General features: G+C 72.4%; 13 protein-coding genes. 2 read left to right on the forward strand and 11 right to left on the reverse strand.

Features of this window, described 5'->3' with window-relative positions; genetic code table 11:
• Positions 1 to 51: 51 nt before the first annotated feature.
• The 10 genes from ACFCY1_RS34695 to ACFCY1_RS34740 form a co-directional block, all read right to left on the reverse strand.
• A complete protein-coding gene (locus ACFCY1_RS34695) occupies positions 52 to 2,319 on the reverse strand; it encodes a right-handed parallel beta-helix repeat-containing protein (protein ID WP_375877162.1) in 2,268 nt (755 codons plus the stop codon).
• A 238-nt stretch (positions 2,320 to 2,557) separates the two neighbouring features.
• Entirely contained in the window at positions 2,558 to 4,828 is a 2,271-nt protein-coding gene (locus ACFCY1_RS34700) for a right-handed parallel beta-helix repeat-containing protein (RefSeq protein ID WP_375877163.1), read from the reverse strand.
• A 203-nt stretch (positions 4,829 to 5,031) separates the two neighbouring features.
• Entirely contained in the window at positions 5,032 to 7,320 is a 2,289-nt protein-coding gene (locus ACFCY1_RS34705; protein WP_375877164.1) for a right-handed parallel beta-helix repeat-containing protein, read from the reverse strand.
• Positions 7,321 to 7,533: 213 nt separating this feature from the next.
• Entirely contained in the window at positions 7,534 to 9,801 is a 2,268-nt protein-coding gene (locus ACFCY1_RS34710) for a right-handed parallel beta-helix repeat-containing protein (protein ID WP_375877165.1), read from the reverse strand.
• A 249-nt stretch (positions 9,802 to 10,050) separates the two neighbouring features.
• Positions 10,051 to 12,315: a right-handed parallel beta-helix repeat-containing protein gene (locus tag ACFCY1_RS34715; RefSeq protein WP_375877166.1), complete on the reverse strand. Its 2,265-nt coding sequence runs from the start codon at positions 12,313 to 12,315 to the stop codon at positions 10,051 to 10,053.
• Between the two features lie 296 nt (positions 12,316 to 12,611).
• Positions 12,612 to 13,301: an SDR family oxidoreductase gene (locus tag ACFCY1_RS34720; protein WP_049658860.1), complete on the reverse strand. Its 690-nt coding sequence runs from the start codon at positions 13,299 to 13,301 to the stop codon at positions 12,612 to 12,614.
• A 13-nt stretch (positions 13,302 to 13,314) separates the two neighbouring features.
• On the reverse strand, positions 13,315 to 13,839 hold the full coding sequence (locus ACFCY1_RS34725; protein WP_074001491.1) for a TIGR00730 family Rossman fold protein: 525 nt from the start codon (positions 13,837 to 13,839) through the stop codon (positions 13,315 to 13,317).
• A 45-nt stretch (positions 13,840 to 13,884) separates the two neighbouring features.
• Entirely contained in the window at positions 13,885 to 14,442 is a 558-nt protein-coding gene (locus tag ACFCY1_RS34730; RefSeq protein ID WP_049658858.1) for a Uma2 family endonuclease, read from the reverse strand.
• A gap of 116 nt (positions 14,443 to 14,558) precedes the next feature.
• A complete protein-coding gene (gene mnmA, locus ACFCY1_RS34735) occupies positions 14,559 to 15,695 on the reverse strand; it encodes a tRNA 2-thiouridine(34) synthase MnmA (RefSeq protein ID WP_049658857.1) in 1,137 nt (378 codons plus the stop codon).
• 129 nt (positions 15,696 to 15,824) lie between these two features.
• On the reverse strand, positions 15,825 to 17,006 hold the full coding sequence (locus ACFCY1_RS34740; protein WP_074001490.1) for a cysteine desulfurase family protein: 1,182 nt from the start codon (positions 17,004 to 17,006) through the stop codon (positions 15,825 to 15,827).
• A gap of 181 nt (positions 17,007 to 17,187) precedes the next feature.
• On the opposite strand from ACFCY1_RS34740, the gene ACFCY1_RS34745 reads away from it, so the two are divergent.
• Positions 17,188 to 17,955, forward strand: coding sequence for an IclR family transcriptional regulator (locus tag ACFCY1_RS34745; protein WP_074001489.1), 768 nt, complete (start codon positions 17,188 to 17,190; stop codon positions 17,953 to 17,955).
• On the opposite strand, the gene ACFCY1_RS34750 is transcribed toward ACFCY1_RS34745, so the two are convergent.
• Positions 17,861 to 18,520, reverse strand: a complete 660-nt coding sequence (locus ACFCY1_RS34750) for a trimeric intracellular cation channel family protein (protein ID WP_049660599.1) — start codon at positions 18,518 to 18,520, stop codon at positions 17,861 to 17,863. The two genes, ACFCY1_RS34745 and ACFCY1_RS34750, sit on opposite strands and share 95 nt — an antisense overlap.
• 129 nt (positions 18,521 to 18,649) lie before the next feature.
• Here ACFCY1_RS34750 and ACFCY1_RS34755 point away from each other — a divergent pair, with 129 nt between their 5' ends.
• A complete protein-coding gene (locus ACFCY1_RS34755; protein WP_375877167.1) occupies positions 18,650 to 20,005 on the forward strand; it encodes an acyltransferase family protein in 1,356 nt (451 codons plus the stop codon).
• Positions 20,006 to 20,047 lie beyond the last annotated feature (42 nt).

A 20,047-nucleotide genomic window follows, 5' to 3' on the forward strand; every position in this document is an offset into this window, starting at 1 on the left:
GGCGCCGAGCACGGGGCTCGGCGCCGGGGCCGTCGGGGTGGGGCGGGGGTGTCAGTACGACTGGTAGCCGAACAGGTCGACGACCAGGTGCACCGGGGCGCCGCTCGCGTTGTAGAAGGAGACCCTGCCGTCCTTGACCGGGACGACCACCTGGTTGGCGATGGTCTCGCCGGGCAGGAAGTTCAGGTTCGAGGCGTTCGGCGCCACGTCACCGTGCGGGTAGACGGTGAGGTGCCCGTCGGTGCCCGGCTCGGTGACCGTCACGTTCAGGGTCAGCGCGGTGACGTTCGACATGTAGGAGAGCGGGATGTCCAGTGTGCCCCACGCCGGGACGGTACCCGCAGGACGATCGCTCTCCTCCCAGTGGGTGTTCTCCCGGGTGTCGACCAGTCGCTGGGGACCGACAGCGCGGTAGCTGACCTTGCCCTCAGCGGTGTAGTAGCCCGCGAGGTCGGCGATCAGGTGCACGGTGCCGCCGGAGGCGTTGTAGAACGAGACCTTGCCGTCCTTCACCGGCACCGTCACCAGATTCGGGATCGTGCGCCCGGCCGTCCAGTTGAGGTTGGAGGCGCCCGGCGCCTTGTCCCCGTGCGGGTAGACGGTCAGGTGCCCGTCCTGCTCCGGGTCGGTGACCGTCACGTTCATCGTGACGGCGGTGACACCGGTCGCCGGGACGCCCGCGACGGCGGTGACCGGCAGGTCCACGGTGCCCCAGGCCGGAACCGCCTGGGCCGACGGGACGCCGATCGGCGCACGAGTGTCCAGCAGCCGGTTCGGGCCCTCGGCGTGGAACAGCGAACCCTTGGTGCCGTAGTAGCCCGCGAGGTCCGCGATCAGGTGCACCGTGCCACCGGAGACATTCTGGAACGACACCTTGCCGTCCTTCACCGGCACCGTCACCAGGTTCGGAATCGTCCTCCCCGCAGCCCAGTTCAGGTTCGACGAGTTCGGCGCCGCGTCACCGTGCGGGTAGACGGTCAGGTGCCCGGCCTCCTGCGGGTCGGTCACCGTCACGTTCATCGTCACCGCCGTCACCCCTGACGCCGGAACCCCTGCCACACCCGCGACCTGCAGGTCCACCGTTCCACCAGCCGGCACGGCCTGTGCCGCCGGGACGCCGATCGGCTGGCGGGTGTCCAGCAGCCGGGTCGGACCAGCCGGGGTGAAGGCACTACCCACGTCCAGGTTCTCGTAGGCGCCACGGTCCCGGATCCCGCTGCCGGTACCGGTGTTGGCCACCGTCACGTCGTCCACCGCGGAGTAGCCCGCACTGTCGGTCGGCAGCATGCCGGGAGCGTTCTCGTCCGCCGAGTCGACCGTGTGGTCCAGCGGCGCGTCCGGGCCCTTCTGGATCCCGAACGACTGGGCCACGAAGTCGTGCACACCCTGGCTCGTAGCGGCAGTGAACGCCTGCTGGGTGACATAGGCAGTACCGGCCCAGCTGTAGGCCGCACCATCGCTGCGAGAGTCGACCACGTTGTAGTCGACCTTCGTCCCGGCGGTCGCCGCCTGCGCGACGGAGATCCCCGTGGCGTTGGTGGCACTGGCCCCGCAGGACTTTTCGCCATCTGCGGAGGTATCCACCACGTTGTTCTCGACCACCGCACCCGTCGAGGTGCCGTCCAGCACGATCCCGGCGAAGCAGCTCGTGGCCACCGTGTTGCTCACCACGACAGTGTTCGGCGCGTCCTTGACCAGGATGCCGCTCCTGTTGTCCGGGACGTTGGGCGACAGCACGTTGGTAGTCAGCACCGTTCCGGTGGAACCTCCGTCCACCAGAATCGCTGGGCCTGCCGTCATGACGTGGGCGCGCCCGACCACCACCTTGTCGGACCCACCGGTGATCCGAACGCCGGTGCCGCCGGAGATGGTCACGTTGTCGAACACCACGTCCCGGGCGCCGTCCACCACGATCGACGGCTTCTGTTGGCCTGGCATCATCAGCAGGTTCTCAAAGCGGACGTGCTGGGCACCTGTGACGAAGAAGCCGTTGATCGGCTTGGCCCACGTGCCGATCTGGACGCCGACGCCTGGGCTGAGGTCGTTCTTCATCTCTCGGAAGGTGATCGGCGCCTCTGCGGTGCCCGACCGGGTGACGGTCAGGTCCTCGTTGTAGATGCCGTCCGCGATAGCCACCGTCTGGCCCGGCTGGACGGCGGCCGCCGCCGCGCCGATGGTGCAGTACGGGGCCGACTGGGTGCCGCTGCCGCCGTCGGTGCAGTTCGCGCCCGCGGCGTTGTTGACGTAGAGCGTGCTGCCGGCCGCGGCCGCGCCGCTCGCGGAGACGGCCGGCAGGCCGACCGCCCCGAGCAGCGTCACGCCGGCGGCGAGAGCTGTACGGAATCTGGAAATGGGAACCCCCCAGGGCACTTTGAAACACTTGTGACGCATTTCGACCCCCCGGCGTCGGGAATAGATCGTCCGGAGAGCGTCCGGATCATTCCACGGCGCGGGAACCGGCGCCAAGGAGGTTTCCGCGAACCTCCGGACCGGACGGCGACGGCCCCCGGGACCGGGCACGGGGCCTGGTTCCGGGGGCCGTTCGTACGGAGCGGGGTCAGTACGCCTGGTAGCCGAACCTGTCGACCACGAGGTGCAGCGGGGCGCCGCTGGCGTTGTGGAAGGAGACCTTGCCCTTGCTGACCGGGACGACCACCTGGTTGGCGACGGTCTCCCCGGGCAGGAAGTTGAGGTTGGAGGCGTTGGGCACCGTGTCGCCCTGGGGGTAGACGGTGAGGTGGCCCTCGGCGCCGGGCTCGACGGCCGTGACGTTCAGGGTCATTCCGGCGAGGTAGGGGTAGTTCACGAGGTCGAGGGTGAGGGTGCCCCAGGCCGGGACGGGTGCGCTGCCGCCCGGCTGGACGCGGGTGTCCAGGAGCCGCTCGGGGCCATCGGGGTGGTAGCTGATCCTGCCCTCGGCGGTGTGGTAGCCGGCCAGGTCGGCGATCAGGTGCACGGTGCCGCCGGAGGCGTTGTAGAAGGACACCCTGCCGTCCTTCACCGGGACGGTCACCAGGTTCGGGGTGGTCCGGCCGGCCGTCCAGTTGAGGTTGGAGGCGTTCGGGCGCTGGTCGCCGTGCGGGTGGACGGTGAGGTGGCCGTCGGCCTGCGGCTCGGTGACCGTGACGTTCATCGTCACGGCGGTGACGCCTTCGGCCGGGACGCCCGCGAGGCCCGCGACCGGGAGGTCGACGGTGCCCCAGGCGGGCACGGCCGCCGCCGACGGCACGCCGATCGGCGCCCGGGTGTCCAGCAGCCGGGTCGGGCCCTGCGGGTGGAACAGCGAGCCCTTGGGGCTGTAGTAGCCGGCGAGGTCGGCGATCAGGTGCACGGTGCCGCCGGAGGAGTTGTAGAACGACACCGTGCCGTCCTTCACCGGCACCGTCACCAGGTTGGCGACGGTGCGCCCGGCCGTCCAGTTCAGGGCGGAGGTGTCCCACGGGCGGCTGCCGTGCGGGTAGACCCGCAGGTGGCCGTCGACGCCCGGCTCGGTGACCGTGACGTTCATCGTCACGGCGGTGACGCCCTCGGCCGGGACGCCCGCGAGGCCCGCGACCGGGAGGTCGACGGTGCCCCAGGCGGGCACGGCCGCCGCCGACGGCACGCCGATCGGCGCCCGGGTGTCCAGCAGCCGGGTCGGGCCGGCCGGGGTGAACGCGCTGCCGACGAAGGAGCGTTCGGTCGCGCCGCGGTCGCGGGTGCCGCTGCCCGTACCGGTGTTGGGCACCGTCGGGTCGTCGACGGGCGCCCTGCCCTCGGAGTCGGTCGGGAGCATGCCCGGGGCGTTCTCGTCCGCCGAGTCGACCTTGGGGTCCGCCGGCGCGTCCGGGCCCCGGTCCACCAGGCTGGGCGCCACGATGTCGTGCTCCCCCTGGCCGGTGGCCGCGGTGAAGGCCTCCTGCGAGGTGTACGGGCCGCCGGCCCAGCTGTAGGCCGGGCCGCCGCTGCGCGGGTCGACCACGTTGTAGTCGACCTTGCTGCCTGCGGTGGCGTCCGGCCCGACGGTGATGCCGATGGCCTCGGCGGACCTGGCGCCGCAGGCCCGCGGGCCGTTCGCGCTGTTCACCACGTTGTTCTCGACCACCGCGCCTGCCGAGCCGCCGTCCAGCACGATGCCCCGGGAGCAGGGCGCGTTGACGGTGTTGGCCACCACCACGGTGTTCGGGGCGTCCTTCACCACGATGCCGGGCACGGTCCCGGGTCCGGACCCGGGCTTGTACACCTGGTTGGTGGTCACGACCGTGCCGGTGGAGCCGCCGTCCACGGTGACCGCCGGGTCCTGGTAGGAGCCGATCCTGCCGCGTGCGAAGCGCACGTCGGCGGAGCCGTTGGTGACGTGCAGGGTGGCGCCCTCGGCGATGGTCACCTGGTCGAAGGAGACGTCGCGGGCCCCGTCCACCAGGAGGGTGCTCTTCGGGGCCGCGGTGAGGTAGAGGTTCTCGAAGCGCAGGTGGTCGGCGCCCCGGACGGCGAACCCGTTGACGGGAGTCTTCTGGTCGCCGATCATCGGGCCCGAGCCCCCTGGGCCGGTGACGCCGCGGACGGTGATCGGCGCCCCGGCGGTGCCCGACCGGGTGAAGGTCAGGTCCTCGGGGTACGTGCCCTCGCCGATCTCGACCGTCTGGCCGGGCTGGACGGCGGCCAGCGCCGGACCGATGGTGCAGTACGGCGCCGACTCGGTGCCGGTGCCGCTGTTGGTGCAGCCGGTCGTGCGGTGGACGTGGAGGGTGGTGCCCGCCGCGGCCGCGCCGCTCGCGGAGACGGCCGGCAGGCCGACCGTCCCGAGCAGCGTCGCACCGACGACGAGAGCCGTGCGGATTCTGGACAAGAGGAGCCCCCCTGGGCGCTGTTGAGCTTTGGTGACGCTTTTGCCCTCGCTTGATCCGTCCTTGATCGACTTGAGGGCGGAGCGGATCATTCCACAGTCGAACGGTCGTGTCAGTACGTCGCACGGGCCGCCGCCGTACGCGAACGGCCCCCGGAACCGAGCGCGGGGCTCGGTTCCGGGGGCCGTTTTCCTACGGGACGGGGTCAGTACGCCTGGTAGCCGAACTCGTCGACCACGAGGTGCAGCGGAGCACCGCTCGCGTTGTAGAACGACACCCTGCCGTCCTTGACCGGGACGACCACCTGGTTGGGGATCGTCTCGCCGGGCAGGAAGTTCAGGTTCGAGGCGTTCGGCGCCGCGTCACCGTGCGGGTAGACGGTCAGGTGCCCGTCGGTGCCCGGCTCGGTGACGGTCACGTTCAGGGTCACCGCCGCGACGGCCGGACCGTACGGGATCGGCAGGTCGAGGGTGCCCCAGGCCGGGACGGCCGGTGTCCGGAAGCCCGGGTCGCGGGTGTCCATCCAGCGCTGGGGGCCGTCGGGGTGGTAGCTGACCCTGCCCTCGGCGGTGTAGTAGCCGGCGAGGTCGGCGATCAGGTGCACGGTGCCGCCCGAGGCGTTCTGGAAGGACACCTTGCCGTCCTTCACCGGCACCGTGACCAGGTTCGGAATCGTCCTCCCGGCAGGCCAGTTGAGGTTGGAGGCGGTCGGCGTCGCGTCCCCGTGCGGATAGACGGTGAGGTGGCCGTCGGCCTGCGGCTCGGTCACCGTCACGTTCATCGTCACCGCCGTCACCCCGGACGCCGGGACCCCGGCCACGCCCGCCACCGGGAGGTCGACGGTGCCCCAGGCCGGAACGGCCTGCGCCGCCGGGACGCCGATCGGTGCGCGGGTGTCCAGCAGCCGGGTCGGGCCCTGGGCGTGGAACAGCGAACCCTTCGGGCTGTAGTAGCCCGCCAGGTCGGCGATCAGGTGCACGGTGCCGCCCGAGGCGTTCTGGAAGGACACCTTGCCGTCCTTGACCGGCACCGTCACCAGGTTCGGAATCGTCCTCCCGGCCGTCCAGTTGAGGTTCGACGAGCTCGGCGCCGCGTCCCCGTGCGGATAGACGGTGAGGTGCCCGTCGGCCTGCGGCTCGGTCACCGTCACGTTCATCGTCACCGCCGTCACCCCGGACGCCGGAACCCCGGCCACCCCGGTGACGGGCAGGTCCACGGTCCCCCCGGCGGGGACGGGCTGCGCCGCCGGCACGCCGATCGGCTGGCGGGTGTCGAGCAGCCGGGTCGGGCCCGCCGGGGTGAAGGCGCTGCCGACGTCCGCGTTCTCGTAGGCGCCGCGGTCGCGGAAGCCGCTGCCCGTACCGGTGTTGGGGACCTTGGGGTCGTCCACCGCGGCGACGCCGCCGATGGCGGTCGGCAGCATGCCCGGGGCGGTCTCGTCCGCCGAGTCGGTCACGTGGTCCGGCGGCGCGTCCGGACCCTTCTGGATCGACGACGGCGCGACGAAGTCGTGTACGCCCTGGCCGGTGGCCGCGGTGAAGGACGGCTGGTCGCCGTACGCCGTCCCGGCCCAGCTGTAGGCCGCGCCGCCGCTGCGCGGGTCGACCACGTTGTAGTCGACCTTGGTGCCCGCGACGGCGTTCGGCCCGACGGTGATCCCGGTCGCGCGGGCGGTCTGGTCGCGGCACGGGTTCATGCCGTACAGGGCGGTGTTCACCAGGTTGTTCTCGACCACCGCGCCGGTCGAGCCGCCGTCCAGCACGATCCCGGCGAAGCAGGACGAGTTGACGTTGTTGGCCACCACGACGGTGTTCGGCGCGTCCTTGACCAGGACCCCGGTCATGTCGGGCCCGGCGTAGGGCATGAGCGCGTTGGTGGTGACGACCGTCCCGGTGGAGCCGCCGTCCACGGTGACCGCCGGGCCCTGCACCCTTCCGACGTCGCCGTGTCCGAGGAGCACCCGCTCGGAGCCGTTGGTGACGTGGATGCCGGTTCCACCGGTGAGGTAGGCGTTGTCGAAGGAGACGTCACGGGCGCCGTCCACCAGCACGGCCGCCTTCTGGGGGACCGCCGCGACGGTCAGGTTCTCGAACCGGACGTGCTCGGCGCCCCGGACGACGAACCCGTTGACGGGCCTGTCCCCCGTGCCGATCTTGGTGAGGCCGCCGCCGTTGTTCTCGTCGGGCGTCCTGCTGGCGCGGAAGGTGATCGGCGCCTCGGCCTTACCCGACCGGGTGACGGTCACGTCCTCGATGTACGTACCGTCCGCGATGTCGACGGTCTGGCCCGGCTGGACGGCGGCCGCCGCCGCGCCGATGGTGCAGTACGGCGCCGACTGGGCGCCGCTGCCGCTGTCGGTGCAGTTCGCACCCGCGGCGTTGTCGACGTGGAGCGTGCCGCCCGCCGCGACCGCACTGCCCGCGGAGACGGCCGGCAGACCGACCGCCCCGAGCAGCGTCACGCCGACGACCAGCGCTGTACGGAATCTGGACACAGGAGCCCCCCGTGGGCAACTTGAAGCGTGGATGACGCTTTCGACCCCCCGCCGTCCGGAGCCGGTCGGCTGGAAGGCGGAGCGGATCCTGCCACGGCCCGGGGCCCGTGCCAAGACGGATTTCACAGCTCGCGGAAACACGCGAACGGCCCCGGCGCCGAGCGGGGTGCTCGGCGCCGGGGCCGTCGGGGCGGGCGCGGGTGCGCGTACGGGTCAGTACGCCTGGTAGCCGAACAGGTCGACGATCAGGTGCAGCGGAGCACCGCTCGCGTTGTAGAACGAGACCTTGCCGTCCTTGACCGGGACGACCACCTGGTTGGGGATCGTCTCGCCCGGCAGGAAGTTCAGGTTCGAGGCGTTCGGCGCCGCGTCACCGTGCGGGAAGACGGTCAGGTGCCCGTCGGTGCCCGGCTCGGTGACCGTCACGTTCAGGGTCACCGCCGCGGCGTTCGGGATCTCGCCGACCGGAACGTCCACCGTGCCCCAGGCCGGGACGGTGGCCGCCGGGCGGACGCCCGACTCCCAGTAGGTGTCCTGGCGGGTGTCGAGGACCCGGATCGGGCCGGCCGGGCGGTAGCTGACCTTGCCCTCGGTGGCGTAGTAGCCGGCCAGGTCGGCGATCAGGTGCACGGTACCGCCGGAGACGTTCTGGAAGGACACCTTGCCGTCCTTCACCGGCACCGTCACCAGGTTCGGAATCGTCCGCCCGGCCGTCCAGTTGAGGTTCGACGCGTTCGGTGCCTTGTCACCGTGCGGGAAGACGGTGAGGTGGCCGTCGGTCTGCGGCTCGGTCACCGTCACGTTCATCGTGACGGCGGTGACGCCGGTCGCCGGCACGCCCGCGACACCGGCCACCGGGAGGTCGACGGTGCCCCCGGCCGGAACCGCCTGCGCCGCCGGGACGCCGATGGGCGCCCGGGTGTCCAGCAGCCGGGTCGGGCCCTGGGCGTGGAACAGCGAACCCTTGGGGCTGTAGTAGCCCGCGAGGTCGGCGATCAGCTGCACCGTGCCGCCGGAGGCGTTGTAGAACGACACCTTGCCGTCCGTCACCGGAACCGTGACCAGGTTCGGAATCGTCCGCCCGGCGGGCCAGTTCAGGTTCGACGAGTTGGGCGCCGCGTCCCCGTGCGGGTACACGGTGAGGTGCCCGGCCTCCTGCGGGTCGGTGACCGTCACGTTCATCGTCACGGCGGTGACACCGGTCGCCGGGACCCCGGCCACGCCGGCCACCTGGAGGTCGACGGTGCCCCAGGCCGGTACGGGCTGCGCCGTCGGCACGCCGATCGGCTGACGGGTGTCCAGCAGCCGGGTCGGACCGGCCGGGGTGAACGCGCTGCCGATGTCGAGCATCTCGTAGGCACCGCGGTCGCGGAAGCCGCTGCCCGTACCGGTGTTGGCGACCGTCGGGTCGTCCACCGGGGCCTGGCCGCCGCGGTCGGTCGGCAGCATGCCCGGGGCGGTCTCGTCCGCCGAGTCGATCCGGTGGTCGACCGGGGCGTCCGGGCCCTTCGGCACGTAGGTCAGGGCGACGAAGTCGTGCACGCCCTGGCCGGTGTTCGCGGTGAGCTGGTCCTGGGTGCCGAAGGCGGCGCCGGCCCAGCTGTAGGGCGCGCCGCCGCTGCGCGGGTCGATCAGGTTGTAGTCGACCTTGGTGCCCGCGGTGGCGTTCGCCCCGACGGTGATCCCGGTGGCGGCGGCCGGGGTGGCACAGGCCGCGTTCTGGTTCTTCGCGGTGTTCACCACGTTGTTCTCGACCACCGCGCCGGTCGAGCCGCCGTCCAGCACGATCCCGGCGAAGCAGGACGAGGTGACGGTGTTGGCCACCACGACGGTGTTCGGCGCGTCCTTGACCAGGATCCCGGTCATGTCGGACACGTAGTTGGCCTGGACCACGTTGGTGGTCAGGACGGTCCCGGTGGAGCCGCCGTCGACCTGGAGCAGCGGGCCGGGCGCGTAGCTGAAGTCGCCGCGGGCCCAGGTGACCTTGTCGGAGGCGTCGGTGATCCGGACGCCGCCGCCCGAGGCCGCGATGTTCGTGAAGGAGACGTCGTGCCCGCCGTCGACCACGACGGCCGGACGCTGGTTGCTCAGCACCGTCAGGTTCTCGAAGCGCAGGTGGTCGGCGCCCTTGACCACGATGGCGCTGTCCGGGTGGTTCGGCGCCCCGCCGCTGAGCGAGGCGACGCCGCCCGACGAGTACTGCTGGGCCTGGCTGCGGAAGGTGATCGGGGCGTCGGCGGTGCCGGAGCGGGTCACGGTCACCGCGGTGTCGACGTAGGACCCGGCCGCGATCTCGACGGTCTGCCCCGGCTGGACGACCGCCGCGGCGGCCGCGACGTGGCAGAACGGCGCCGACTGGGCGCCGCTGCCGCTGTCGGTGCAGTTCGCACCCGCGGCGTTGTCGACGTAGAGCATGCCGCCCGCCGCGGCCGCGCCGCTCGCGGAGACGGCCGGCAGACCGACCGCCCCGAGCAGCGTCACGCCGGCGGCGAGGGCCGTACGGAGTCTGGAAATGGGAACCCCCCTGGGCATTGTGCAGCGCTGATGACGCTTTCCGGCCCCCCTGTGTCCTGAACTGATCGGCTGGAGGGCGGAGCGGATCATTCCACAGCGGAAGGGGCCGCGCCAACGACAAATCCGCAGGCCACCGCACCGCACGCGAACGGCCCCGGAGTCGAGCGCGGGGGCTCGGCTCCGGGGCCGTCGGGGCGGGCGCGGTGCGCGTACGGGTCAGTACGCCTGGTAGCCGAACAGGTCGACGATCAGGTGCAGCGGAGCACCGCTCGCGTTGTAGAACGAGACCCTGCCGTCCTTGACCGGGACGACCACCTGGTTGGGGATGGTCTCGCCCGGCAGGAAGTTCAGGTTCGAGGCGTTCGGCGCCGCGTCACCGTGCGGGTAGACGGTCAGGTGCCCGTCGGTGCCCGGCTCGGTGACCGTCACGTTCAGGGTCAGCGCGGTGACGTTCGGGATCTCGCCGACCGGGATCTCCACCGTGCCCCAGGCCGGGACGGTGCCCGCGGGGCGGGCCTCCGAGTCCCAGTTGGCGTCCTGGCGGGTGTCGAGGAGCCGGTACGGGCCGGCCGGGCGGTAGCTGACCTTGCCCTCGGCGCTGTAGTAGCCGGCGAGGTCGGCGATCAGGTGCACGGTGCCGCCGGAGGCGTTGTAGAACGAGACCTTGCCGTCCTTCACCGGCACCGTCACCAGGTTCGGGATCGTGCGCCCGGCCGTCCAGTTGAGGTTGGAGGCGTCCGGTGCCTTGTCCCCGTGCGGGTAGACGGTCAGGTGCCCGTCCTGCTCCGGGTCGGTGACCGTCACGTTCATCGTGACGGCGGTGACACCGGTCGCCGGGACGCCCGCGACGGCGGTGACCGGCAGGTCCACGGTGCCCCAGGCCGGGACCGCCTGCGCCGACGGGACGCCGATCGGCGCCCGGGTGTCCAGCAGCCGCGTCGGGCCCTGGGCGTGGAACAGCGAACCCTTGGTGCCGTAGTAGCCGGCGAGGTCCGCGATCAGGTGCACCGTGCCGCCGGAGGCGTTGTAGAACGACACCTTCCCGTCCGTCACCGGAACGGTCACCAGGTTCGGGATCGTCCGGCCGGCGACCCAGTTCAGGTTCGACGAGTTCGGCGCGGCGTCACCGTGCGGGTAGACGGTCAGGTGGCCGTCGGCGCCCGGCTCGGTCACCGTCACGTTCAGCGTCACGGCCGTCACGCCCTCCGCCGGAACGCCCGCGACACCGGTCACCGGGAGGTCGACGGTCCCCCAGGCCGGAACCGCCTGGGCCGACGGGACGCCGATCGGCTGACGGGTGTCCAGCAGCCGGGTCGGACCGGCCGGGGTGAACGCGCTGCCGATGTCGAGCATCTCGTAGGCACCGCGGTCGCGGAAGCCGCTGCCCGTACCGGTGTTGGCGACCGTCACGTCGTCCACCGGGGCCCAGCCGCCGCGGTCGGTCGGCAGCATGCCCGGGGCGTTCTCGTCCGCCGAGTCGACGGTGACGTCCAGCGGCGCGTTCGGCCCCTTCTGGACCCACGACGGGGCGAAGAAGTCGTGCGCGCCCTGGCCGGTGGCGGCGGTGAACGCCTGCTGGACGGCGTACGGGGTACCGCCCCAGTGGTAGGCCGCGGCGTCGCTGCGCGAGTCGACCACGTTGTAGTCGGCCTTGAGGCCCGGGACGGAGTTCACCGCGACGGTGATCCCGGTGGCGCCGGTGGCCTTGGCCCCGCAGGACTTCTCGAGGTTGGCCGCCGTGTTCACCACGTTGTTCTCGACCACCGCACCGGTCGAGGTGCCGTCCAGCACGATCCCGCCGAAGCAGTTCGTGTTCAGCGAGTTGCTCACCACGACGGTGTCCGGCGAGTCCTGCACCACGATGCCGGTCGAGTTGTAGCCGGAGTTGGGCTGCACCACGTTGGTGGTCAGAACGGTTCCGGTGGAGCCGCGGTCGACGGTGATCCCCGGCCCCGCCGAGCCGATGCTGCCGCGTCCGAACACCACCTTGTCGGACGCGCCGGTGATCCGGACACCGGTGCCGCCGAGGACGGAGGTGTTGTCGAACACCACGTCCCGGGCGCCGCTCACCACGATCGACGGCTTCAGGTAGCCCGCGTCGAACGTCAGGTTCTCGAAGCGGACGTGCTGGGCGCCCGTGACGAGGAAACCGTTGGTCTGCTGGTTCCACCCGCCGATGCGGGCACCGCCGCCCGGGCTGTTCTCGTTCTTCGTCGCCCGGAAGGTGATCGGCGCCTCGGCCGTGCCCGACTTCGTGACGGTCAGGTCCTCGGGGTACGCCCCGTCGGCGATGTCCACCGTCTGCCCCGGCCGGACGACGGCCGCGGCCGCGCCGATGGTGCAGAACGGCGCCGACTGGGCGCCCGTGCCGCCGTCGGTGCAGTGCGCGCCCGCGGCGTTGTCGACGTAGAGCGTGCTGTCGGCCGCGGCCGCGCCGCCCGCGGAGACGGCCGGCAGACCGACCGCCCCGAGCAGCGTCACACCGGCGGCGAGGGCCGTACGGAATCTGGAAATGGGAACCCCCCTGGGCACTTTGAAGCGCGAATGACGCCTTTACCCTCCGTTGGTCCGTCCTTGATCGACTGGAGGGCGGAGCGGATCATTCCACAACCGGTGGGGGCGCGCCAACGACAAATCCGCAGGCCGCCGCACCCCGCGCGAACGGCCCCGGCGCCGAGCGGAGGGCTCGGTGCCGGGGCCGTCGGGCACGCGGACGTGGTGTCGAACTCCGGTGGGCGCGCGGGGCATCGGCCGTCGCCGGTGTCCCGCGCGGCGCGTCAGCGCCCCGGGCGGACGGTGATGTCGGTGATCTCCGCGTCGCGGGAGGCGTCGAGGGCGGCGAGGACCGCCTTGGCGACGGACTCCGGCTCGATCCAGCGGTCGGCGTCGTACTCCTTGCCCTCCTGCTGGTGCACCTTGACCTGCATCGCGGTGGCGGTGCGGCCGGGGTAGACGGAGGTGACCCGGACGCCGTTGGCGTGCTCCTCGTGGCGCAGCGCGTCGGCGAGCGCCTTGAGGCCGTGCTTGCTGGCCGCGTACGCCGACCACTCGGCGTGGGCGTTCAGGCCGGCGCCGGAGTTCACGAAGAGCACGTGGCCCTTGACCAGCCGGATCGACGGCAGCAGGAGGCGGGTCAGCTCGGCGGGGGCGACGAGGTTGACGTTGAGCGTCTCCTGCCAGGCCTTGGGGGTCAGGTCGCCGACCGGGCCGAGCTCGACGACGCCCGCGACGTGCAGGAGGGAGTCGAGCTCGACGGGCAGCTGCTGGTGGCCGAAGGCCCAGGAGAGCTTGCCCGGGTCGCCGAGGTCCCCGACGAGGGTGCGGGCCCCGGGGAAGCGCTCGCGCAGCTCGGCGGCCCGGCGGGCGTCGCGGGCGAGCAGCCAGAGCTCGTCCCCGCGCTCGGCGAGTCGCTCGGCGAGGACGGCGCCGATGCCGGAGCCGGCGCCGGTGATCAGATGTGCAGCCATGGACCCGATCCTCTCAGGCCTTGAGCTGGGCGAAGACCTCGGCGGGGGTGTCCGCGAAGGTGATCAGCTCGGCGAGCGGGCGCGGCAGGAAGCCCTCGGCGTCCATCCGCTCCATCTGGGTGCGCAGGCCGGAGTAGAAGCCCTCGGTGTCCAGCACGACCACCGGCTTGTCGAACATCCCGTGCTTCTTGAGCTCCAGCACCTCGGTCACCTCGTCCAGGGTGCCCAGCCCGCCCACCAGGACGACGATCGCGTCGGCCCGGGCCGCCAGCTCCGCCTTCCGCTCGGGGAGGTCGGCGGTCCACACCAGCTCGTCGGCGCCGACGTACGCCTTGTGCCGCAGCATCTCGACCATCACGCCGACCAGTCGGCCGCCGGCCGCCTTGACCTCGTCGGCGAGCAGCCCCATCAGCCCGGCGTTCGAGCCGCCCCACACCAGGGTGTGCCCGCCCTCCCCCAGGAGCCGGGCGAACTCGGCGGCGGGGGCGGAGTAGCGGTCGTCGAGCGAGTACGCGGAGCAGAAGACAGAAATGTTCATAGTGTCGTCTGGTCTATCACGCCCCCTGCCCACCGCTCACCGCCATTACTCGGTGTACGGCACGAGCTTCGACAGGCTCAGGCTGAAGCCGAAGGGCTCCGGGATGGTGATCGCGTCGCCGAACTTCCGGTCGCTGCGGGTGTGGTAGCGGTCGTGGTTCGGCTCGGAGAACAGCGTCACCGTCTGCTGGCGCGGGTCCACGATCAGGTACAGCGGGATGCGCATCACGGCGTAGTCGTGCAGCTTGTCCATCCAGTCGTTGCCCGGGTTGGACGGCGAGACGATCTCCACGGCGATCAGGGCTTCGGCGGCAGGGGCTTTGTTACCCGGCTGGGAGAGGACGTCGAGGGGGAGGTAGGTCAGGTCCGGCTCACGCCCCTTGGAGACGTCCGGGCTGACGATCTCGCTCCGCTCGCTGGGAAGGTAGCCGTCAGGAGCGTGCTGCTCGAACTGCCTGCGCACCTGGGCCACGTTGAGCTGATGGATGTTGGACGGCGACGCCTGCATGATCAGCGTGTCTCCGGACCATTCGATCCGGACGCCTTCCGGGGTGATCCGCTCCAGCTCCTCGATGAACTCGCGGTGCTGCTCGTAGAAGGTCATGCCGTCCACTATGGCCGACCGGGCCGACATCTCACCCGCTGCCGGTCGGCCTGCCGACACCGGGATCCAGCCGGGCCTCTGCGTGGACAGGAGGCCCGGCCGCCGGCCGCGGCCGCTCAGGCGGTGACGGCCGGGCGCTCGGTGGTGGCGATGGTGGCGGAGCCGACGACGCGGGTGCCGTCGTAGAGGACCACGGCCTGGCCGGGGGCGATGCCGCGCACCGGGGTGTCCAGCCGCACCCGCAGTTCGCCGTCGACGACCGAGGCGCTCACCGGCACCTCCTCGCCGTGGGCGCGGAGCTGGGCGGTGTAGCGCCCGTCGGCGAGGGGCTCGGTGCCGCACCAGCGGGGGCGGATGGCGGTCAGCCCGGTGACGTCGAGGCCCTCGACCGGGCCGACCGTCACGGTGTTGTTCACCGGGGAGATGTCCAGGACGTAGCGCGGCTTGCCGTCGGCGGCCGGGCGGCCGATCCGCAGGCCCTTGCGCTGGCCGATGGTGAAGCCGTACGCGCCGTCGTGCTCGCCGAGCTTGGTGCCGTCGGCGTCGAGGATGTCGCCGGGCGCGGTGCCGAGGTGCTTGGCGAGGAAGCCCTGGGTGTCGCCGTCGGCGATGAAGCAGATGTCGTGGCTGTCGGGCTTCTTGGCGACGGCCAGGCCGCGGCGCTCGGCCTCGGCCCGGATCTCCTCCTTGGTGGTGTCACCGAGCGGGAAGAGCGAGTGGGCGAGCTGGTCGGCGTCGAGGACGCCGAGGACGTAGGACTGGTCCTTGGCGGAGTCGACGGCCCGGTGCAGTTCGCGGGCACCGGAGGGCAGGTCGACGATCCGGGCGTAGTGGCCGGTGCAGACGGCGTCGAAGCCGAGGGCGACGGCCTTGTCCAGCAGCGCCGCGAACTTGATCTTCTCGTTGCAGCGCAGGCACGGGTTGGGCGTGCGCCCGGCCGCGTACTCGGCGACGAAGTCGTCGATGACGTCCTCGCGGAAGCGCTCGGCGAGGTCCCAGACGTAGAAGGGGATGCCGATCACGTCGGCCGCCCGCCAGGCGTCCCGGGAGTCCTCGATGGTGCAGCAGCCGCGCGCGCCGGTCCGGAAGGACTGCGGGTTGCTGGACAGCGCCAGGTGGACGCCGGTCACCTCGTGTCCGGCTTCGACGGCGCGGGCGGCGGCGACGGCGGAGTCGACTCCGCCGGACATCGCCGCGAGCACGCGCAGACGGCCGGTGGACGGAGTGGTCGGGGCACCCGGGAAGTCAGTCATGATGGCAACAAGGGTACGGGGTGGCCCGGCTGTTCCCGGAAGACGGGATCAGCGCCGGACGGCCGGGAACGGCGCCGCACGGCCGGGATCAGCGCCGGACGGCCAGGACCGGCGCCGTACGGCCGGGATTCAGCGCCGGACGGAGGCCAGCCCGGCGTTGCGCGCCCGCTGCACCGCCGGCCCGATGGCCGCCGCCAGCGCCGTCACGTCCTCCCGCACCGAGGTGTGGCCGAGCGAGAACCGCAGCGACGCGCGCGCCAGCAGCGGGTCGACGCCCATCGCGAGCAGCACGTGGCTGGGTTGCGGCACCCCGGCGGAGCAGGCGGAGCCGGTCGAGCACTCGATGCCCTGGGCGTCCAGCAGCATCAGCAGGGCGTCGCCCTCGCAGCCGGGGAAGGAGAAGTGCGCGTTGGCGGGCAGCCGCCCGGCCGCGGACGGGTCGCCGTTGAGGATCGCGTCGGGGACGGCGTCCAGCACCGAGGCCACCAGTTCGTCCCGCAGCGCGCCCAGCGTGACGGTGTGCTCGGCCCGCCGTTCGACGGCGATCGCGGCGGCGGCCGCGAAGCCGGCCGCGCCGGGGGCGTCCAGGGTGCCGGAGCGCACGTCGCGCTCCTGCCCGCCGCCGTGCAGCAGCGGTACGGGCGCGGCGCCCCGGGAGAGCAGCAGCGCGCCGATGCCGAACGGGCCGCCGATCTTGTGTCCGGTGACGGTGAGCGCGGTGAGGCCGGATTCGGCGAAGGAGACCGGGACCTGACCGAGTGCCTGCACCGCGTCGGCGTGCACGGGGATGCCGTACTCGGCCGCCACGGCGGTCAGTTCGCGGACCGGCTGGACGGTGCCGACCTCGTTGTTGGCCCACATCACGGTGACCAGCGCCACCGACGCCGGGTCGCGTTCGATCGCGGACCGCAGCGCCTCGGGGTGCACCCGGCCGTGCTCGTCGACCGGCAGGTACTCGACGGCGGCGCCCTCGTGCTCGGAGAGCCAGTGCACCGCGTCGAGCACCGCGTGGTGCTCGACCGGGCTGCACAGCACCCGGGTGCGGGCCGGGTCGGCGTCCCGGCGGGCCCAGTACAGGCCCTTGACCGCGAGGTTGTCGGACTCGGTGCCGCCGCCGGTGAGCACGATCTCGCTGGGGCGGGCGCCCAGGGACTCGGCCAGCGACTCCCGGGACTCCTCGACCACCCGGCGGGCCCGGCGGCCGGCCGCGTGCAGGGCCGAGGCGTTGCCGACCACCCCCAGGTGCGCCGTCATCGCGGCGATCGCCTCGGGCAGCATCGGCGTGGTCGCCGCATGGTCCAGGTATGGCATAACCATCCGATTGTAGAGCGCCGCACGGGGCGGGGTTCCGGCCCGGGGCACCGATCCAGCCACCGCCCGCACGGGCCGGACGCACCACGGCCGGACGGCCGCGTCCGGTACTGGTTTGTACCACTGAGCCACCCAGCGGTTAGCCTGACGCCACCAGTCAGCCGGATCCACGGGGAACGCCATGTCGCAGTCGGTCGACCGCGCGCTGACCCTGCTCGACGCGCTCGGCGACGCACCGCTCTCGCTGGAGCAGGCCGCCAGCAGCCTCGGGGTGCACAAGTCCACCGCCCTGCGGCTGCTGCGCACCCTGGAGGAGCACGGCTTCGCCCGCCGCCAGCCGGACCTGCGCTACCGGATCGGCGGCCGGGTGCTCTCGCTGGCCCACCGCGCGCTGGAGGACTTCGACGTCCGGCAGGTCGCCGCGCCGTACCTGGCCGCGCTCAACGCCCGCTGCGGCTACACCGTCCGGCTCGCCGTGCTGCACGACGGCGAGGTGCTCTACCTGGACGAGGTGGCCGGGCCGCCGGGCGCGGAGCCGTCCCGGATCGGGCGCCGGGCCCCGGTCGACGGGACGGCGGTCGGCCGGGTGCTGCTCGCCGGGCTGTCCGCGGACGACGCCCGCGCGGAGCCCGAGCTGGCGGCGGTGCGCCGCCGGGGCTGGGCGGCCGAGTCGCGCGAGCACCGGGAGCCGGTGACCTGCGTGGCCGCGCCGGTCGCGGGCAGCGGCGGGCGGACGGTCGCGGCCTGCGCGCTGAGCGCCCCGGCGAGCGAGGTTCCGCCGGCCGAACTGGCCAGGATGGTGCCGGAACTGCTCTGCACGGCCGAGGCGATCTCGCTCGCGTACGGCGGCTCGCCTACTCCTCGCTGGTGCGAGAACCGTTGCGGTGCCAGGCCCGCGGGGCACGCCAGCCGTACTTCAGGGCGAGCATCCGCAGCCCGAAGGCGGTGAGCGCGGCGGCGGTGCCGGTCACGCCGGTGAGCCGGTCGGTGGCGATCAGCAGGGCGACGACGGTGGCGCCGACCAGGGCGGGGACGGCGTAGATCTCCCGGTCCCAGCGCAGCAGCGAGGGGATCTCCCCGGCGAGTATGTCGCGGATCACGCCGCCGCCGGCCGCGGTCACCATGCCGAGCGCGATCGCGGCGACGGCGCCGAGTCCGAAGTCGTGGGCCTTGGCGGTGCCGGTCACGCAGAACAGCCCGAGCCCGAGGGCGTCCAGGGTCTGCACCGCCCGGTTGATCCGCTCGACCTCCGGGTGCAGGAAGAACACCACCAGGGCGGCGCCCAGCGGGGTCACGAAGTAGCCGAGGTTGGTGAACGCGGCGACCGGCGTCGCGCCGATCACCAGGTCGCGCATCACGCCGCCGCCGAGGGCGGTGACCTCCGCCAGCACACAGATGCCGAAGATGTCCATGTTCTTGCGGACGGCGAGCAGGCCCCCGGAGAGGGCGAAGACGAAGATGCCGACGAGGTCCAGCGACTGCTGGACGTCGGTCGGGAAGAGCTGGGATGTCACCGTCCATGTGTACCCGATGTGCACGGATGTGCCGGTGAACGTCCGTTCTCCGGATGCGAACGCACCGCCGGAAGGGTGCCGGACGGCTTGCGCGCCGTCCGGCCGGACCTGCTCGGCTAGCCTCCGCCTGTGAAGCTCGTGAAGCCCAGGTCGGCCCCGGCGTCACCGCCGGAGCCGTCGAAGTCGCCGCCGGAACCGCCCGCCTCCGCCAGGCTCGGCTGGCTCGACGCGCTGCGCGGCGTCGCCGCCCTCGCCGTCGCCATGCACCACTTCGGACTGCTCGGCAAGATCCCCCACGCGGACCGGGTGCCGCGCCAGCTGGACCTCGGCTTCTTCGGCGTGATGCTGTTCTTCCTGGTCAGCGGGTACATCATCCCGGCGTCGCTGGAACGGCGCGGCGACGTCCGGGCGTTCTGGACCGGACGGCTCTTCCGCATCTACCCCGCGGTGGCCGTCACGATCGTGGTGAGCCTGCTGGTGCTGCCCCGCGGCGGCCAGATCGTCCAGAGCTTCCCCTTCGACCACCCGGTGCTGTCGCTCGCCGCCAACGGCCTGCTGCTCCAGGACCTGGTGGGGGTGCCCAGCGCCATCGGCGTGATGTGGTCGCTCACCTACGAGATGGTCTTCTACTACTTCGTGTGCGCGCTGTTCGTGCGGGGGTGGCACCGGAACAGCGCGCCGATCGCGGTCGGCTTCGCGTCCGTCGCCCTGGTGCTCGGCACCTGGCTGCCGATCGGCGGGATCTCGGTGGACCTGGCGGCCACCAGGCACCTGGTGGCGGTGGCCGGGATCGTGGTGCTGATGGCGATGGCGTGCATCGCCACCGCCCGCCCGGACCTGACCCGTTGGGGCGCGCTGCTGCTCGGCGGCCTGGGCCTGGTCCTGATCACGGTGAACAACCGGAGCACCGGCTTCGAGACCATGCTGATCTTCGCGACGATGTTCGCCGGCACCGTGCTGTACCGGCTGGAGCACGGCCTGCTCGACCGGCTCCCGGCCCTGCTCTGCTGCGCCTTCGTGGTCGTCGCCGGCGTCACGGTCGGCTACCTGTACAACCGGGACACCGCGCTCTGGCACACCTGGACCCCTTCGTGGCAGTCCTTCTCCCTCGCCTACCTGGCCGCCTGGGCCCTGTTCGCGACGGCCATGCTGCTGCGCCGCCGCCGCTTCCCGCGCTGGCTGAGCGGGCTCGGCACGATCAGCTTCTCGGTCTACCTGCTGCACGGGCCGCTGATGTACTTCGTCGGCTGGAGGCTCCAGGGCTACCCGCCGATCGTCGGGCCGACGGGGCAGGCCGCGCTCACCCTCGGCTACCTGGGGGCGCTCGTGGTGCTCTCCTACCTGTCGTACCGGCTGGTCGAGATCCCGTTCCAGCGCCTCGGCCGCCGGGTGGTCCGGGCGCTGGACCGCCGCTTCCCGGCCCCCGCCCCGGGCCCGCGCGAACCGGCGCCGAGGCCCGAACCGGTGTCGGCCGCGGGCGTCTGAGGCACGGACGCGAGAGGCCGCCCGCCCCCGGAAGTCCGGGGC

The organism is Kitasatospora sp. NPDC056273 (assembly GCF_042268845.1).
In the GTDB taxonomy this organism is placed as follows: domain Bacteria; phylum Actinomycetota; class Actinomycetes; order Streptomycetales; family Streptomycetaceae; genus Kitasatospora.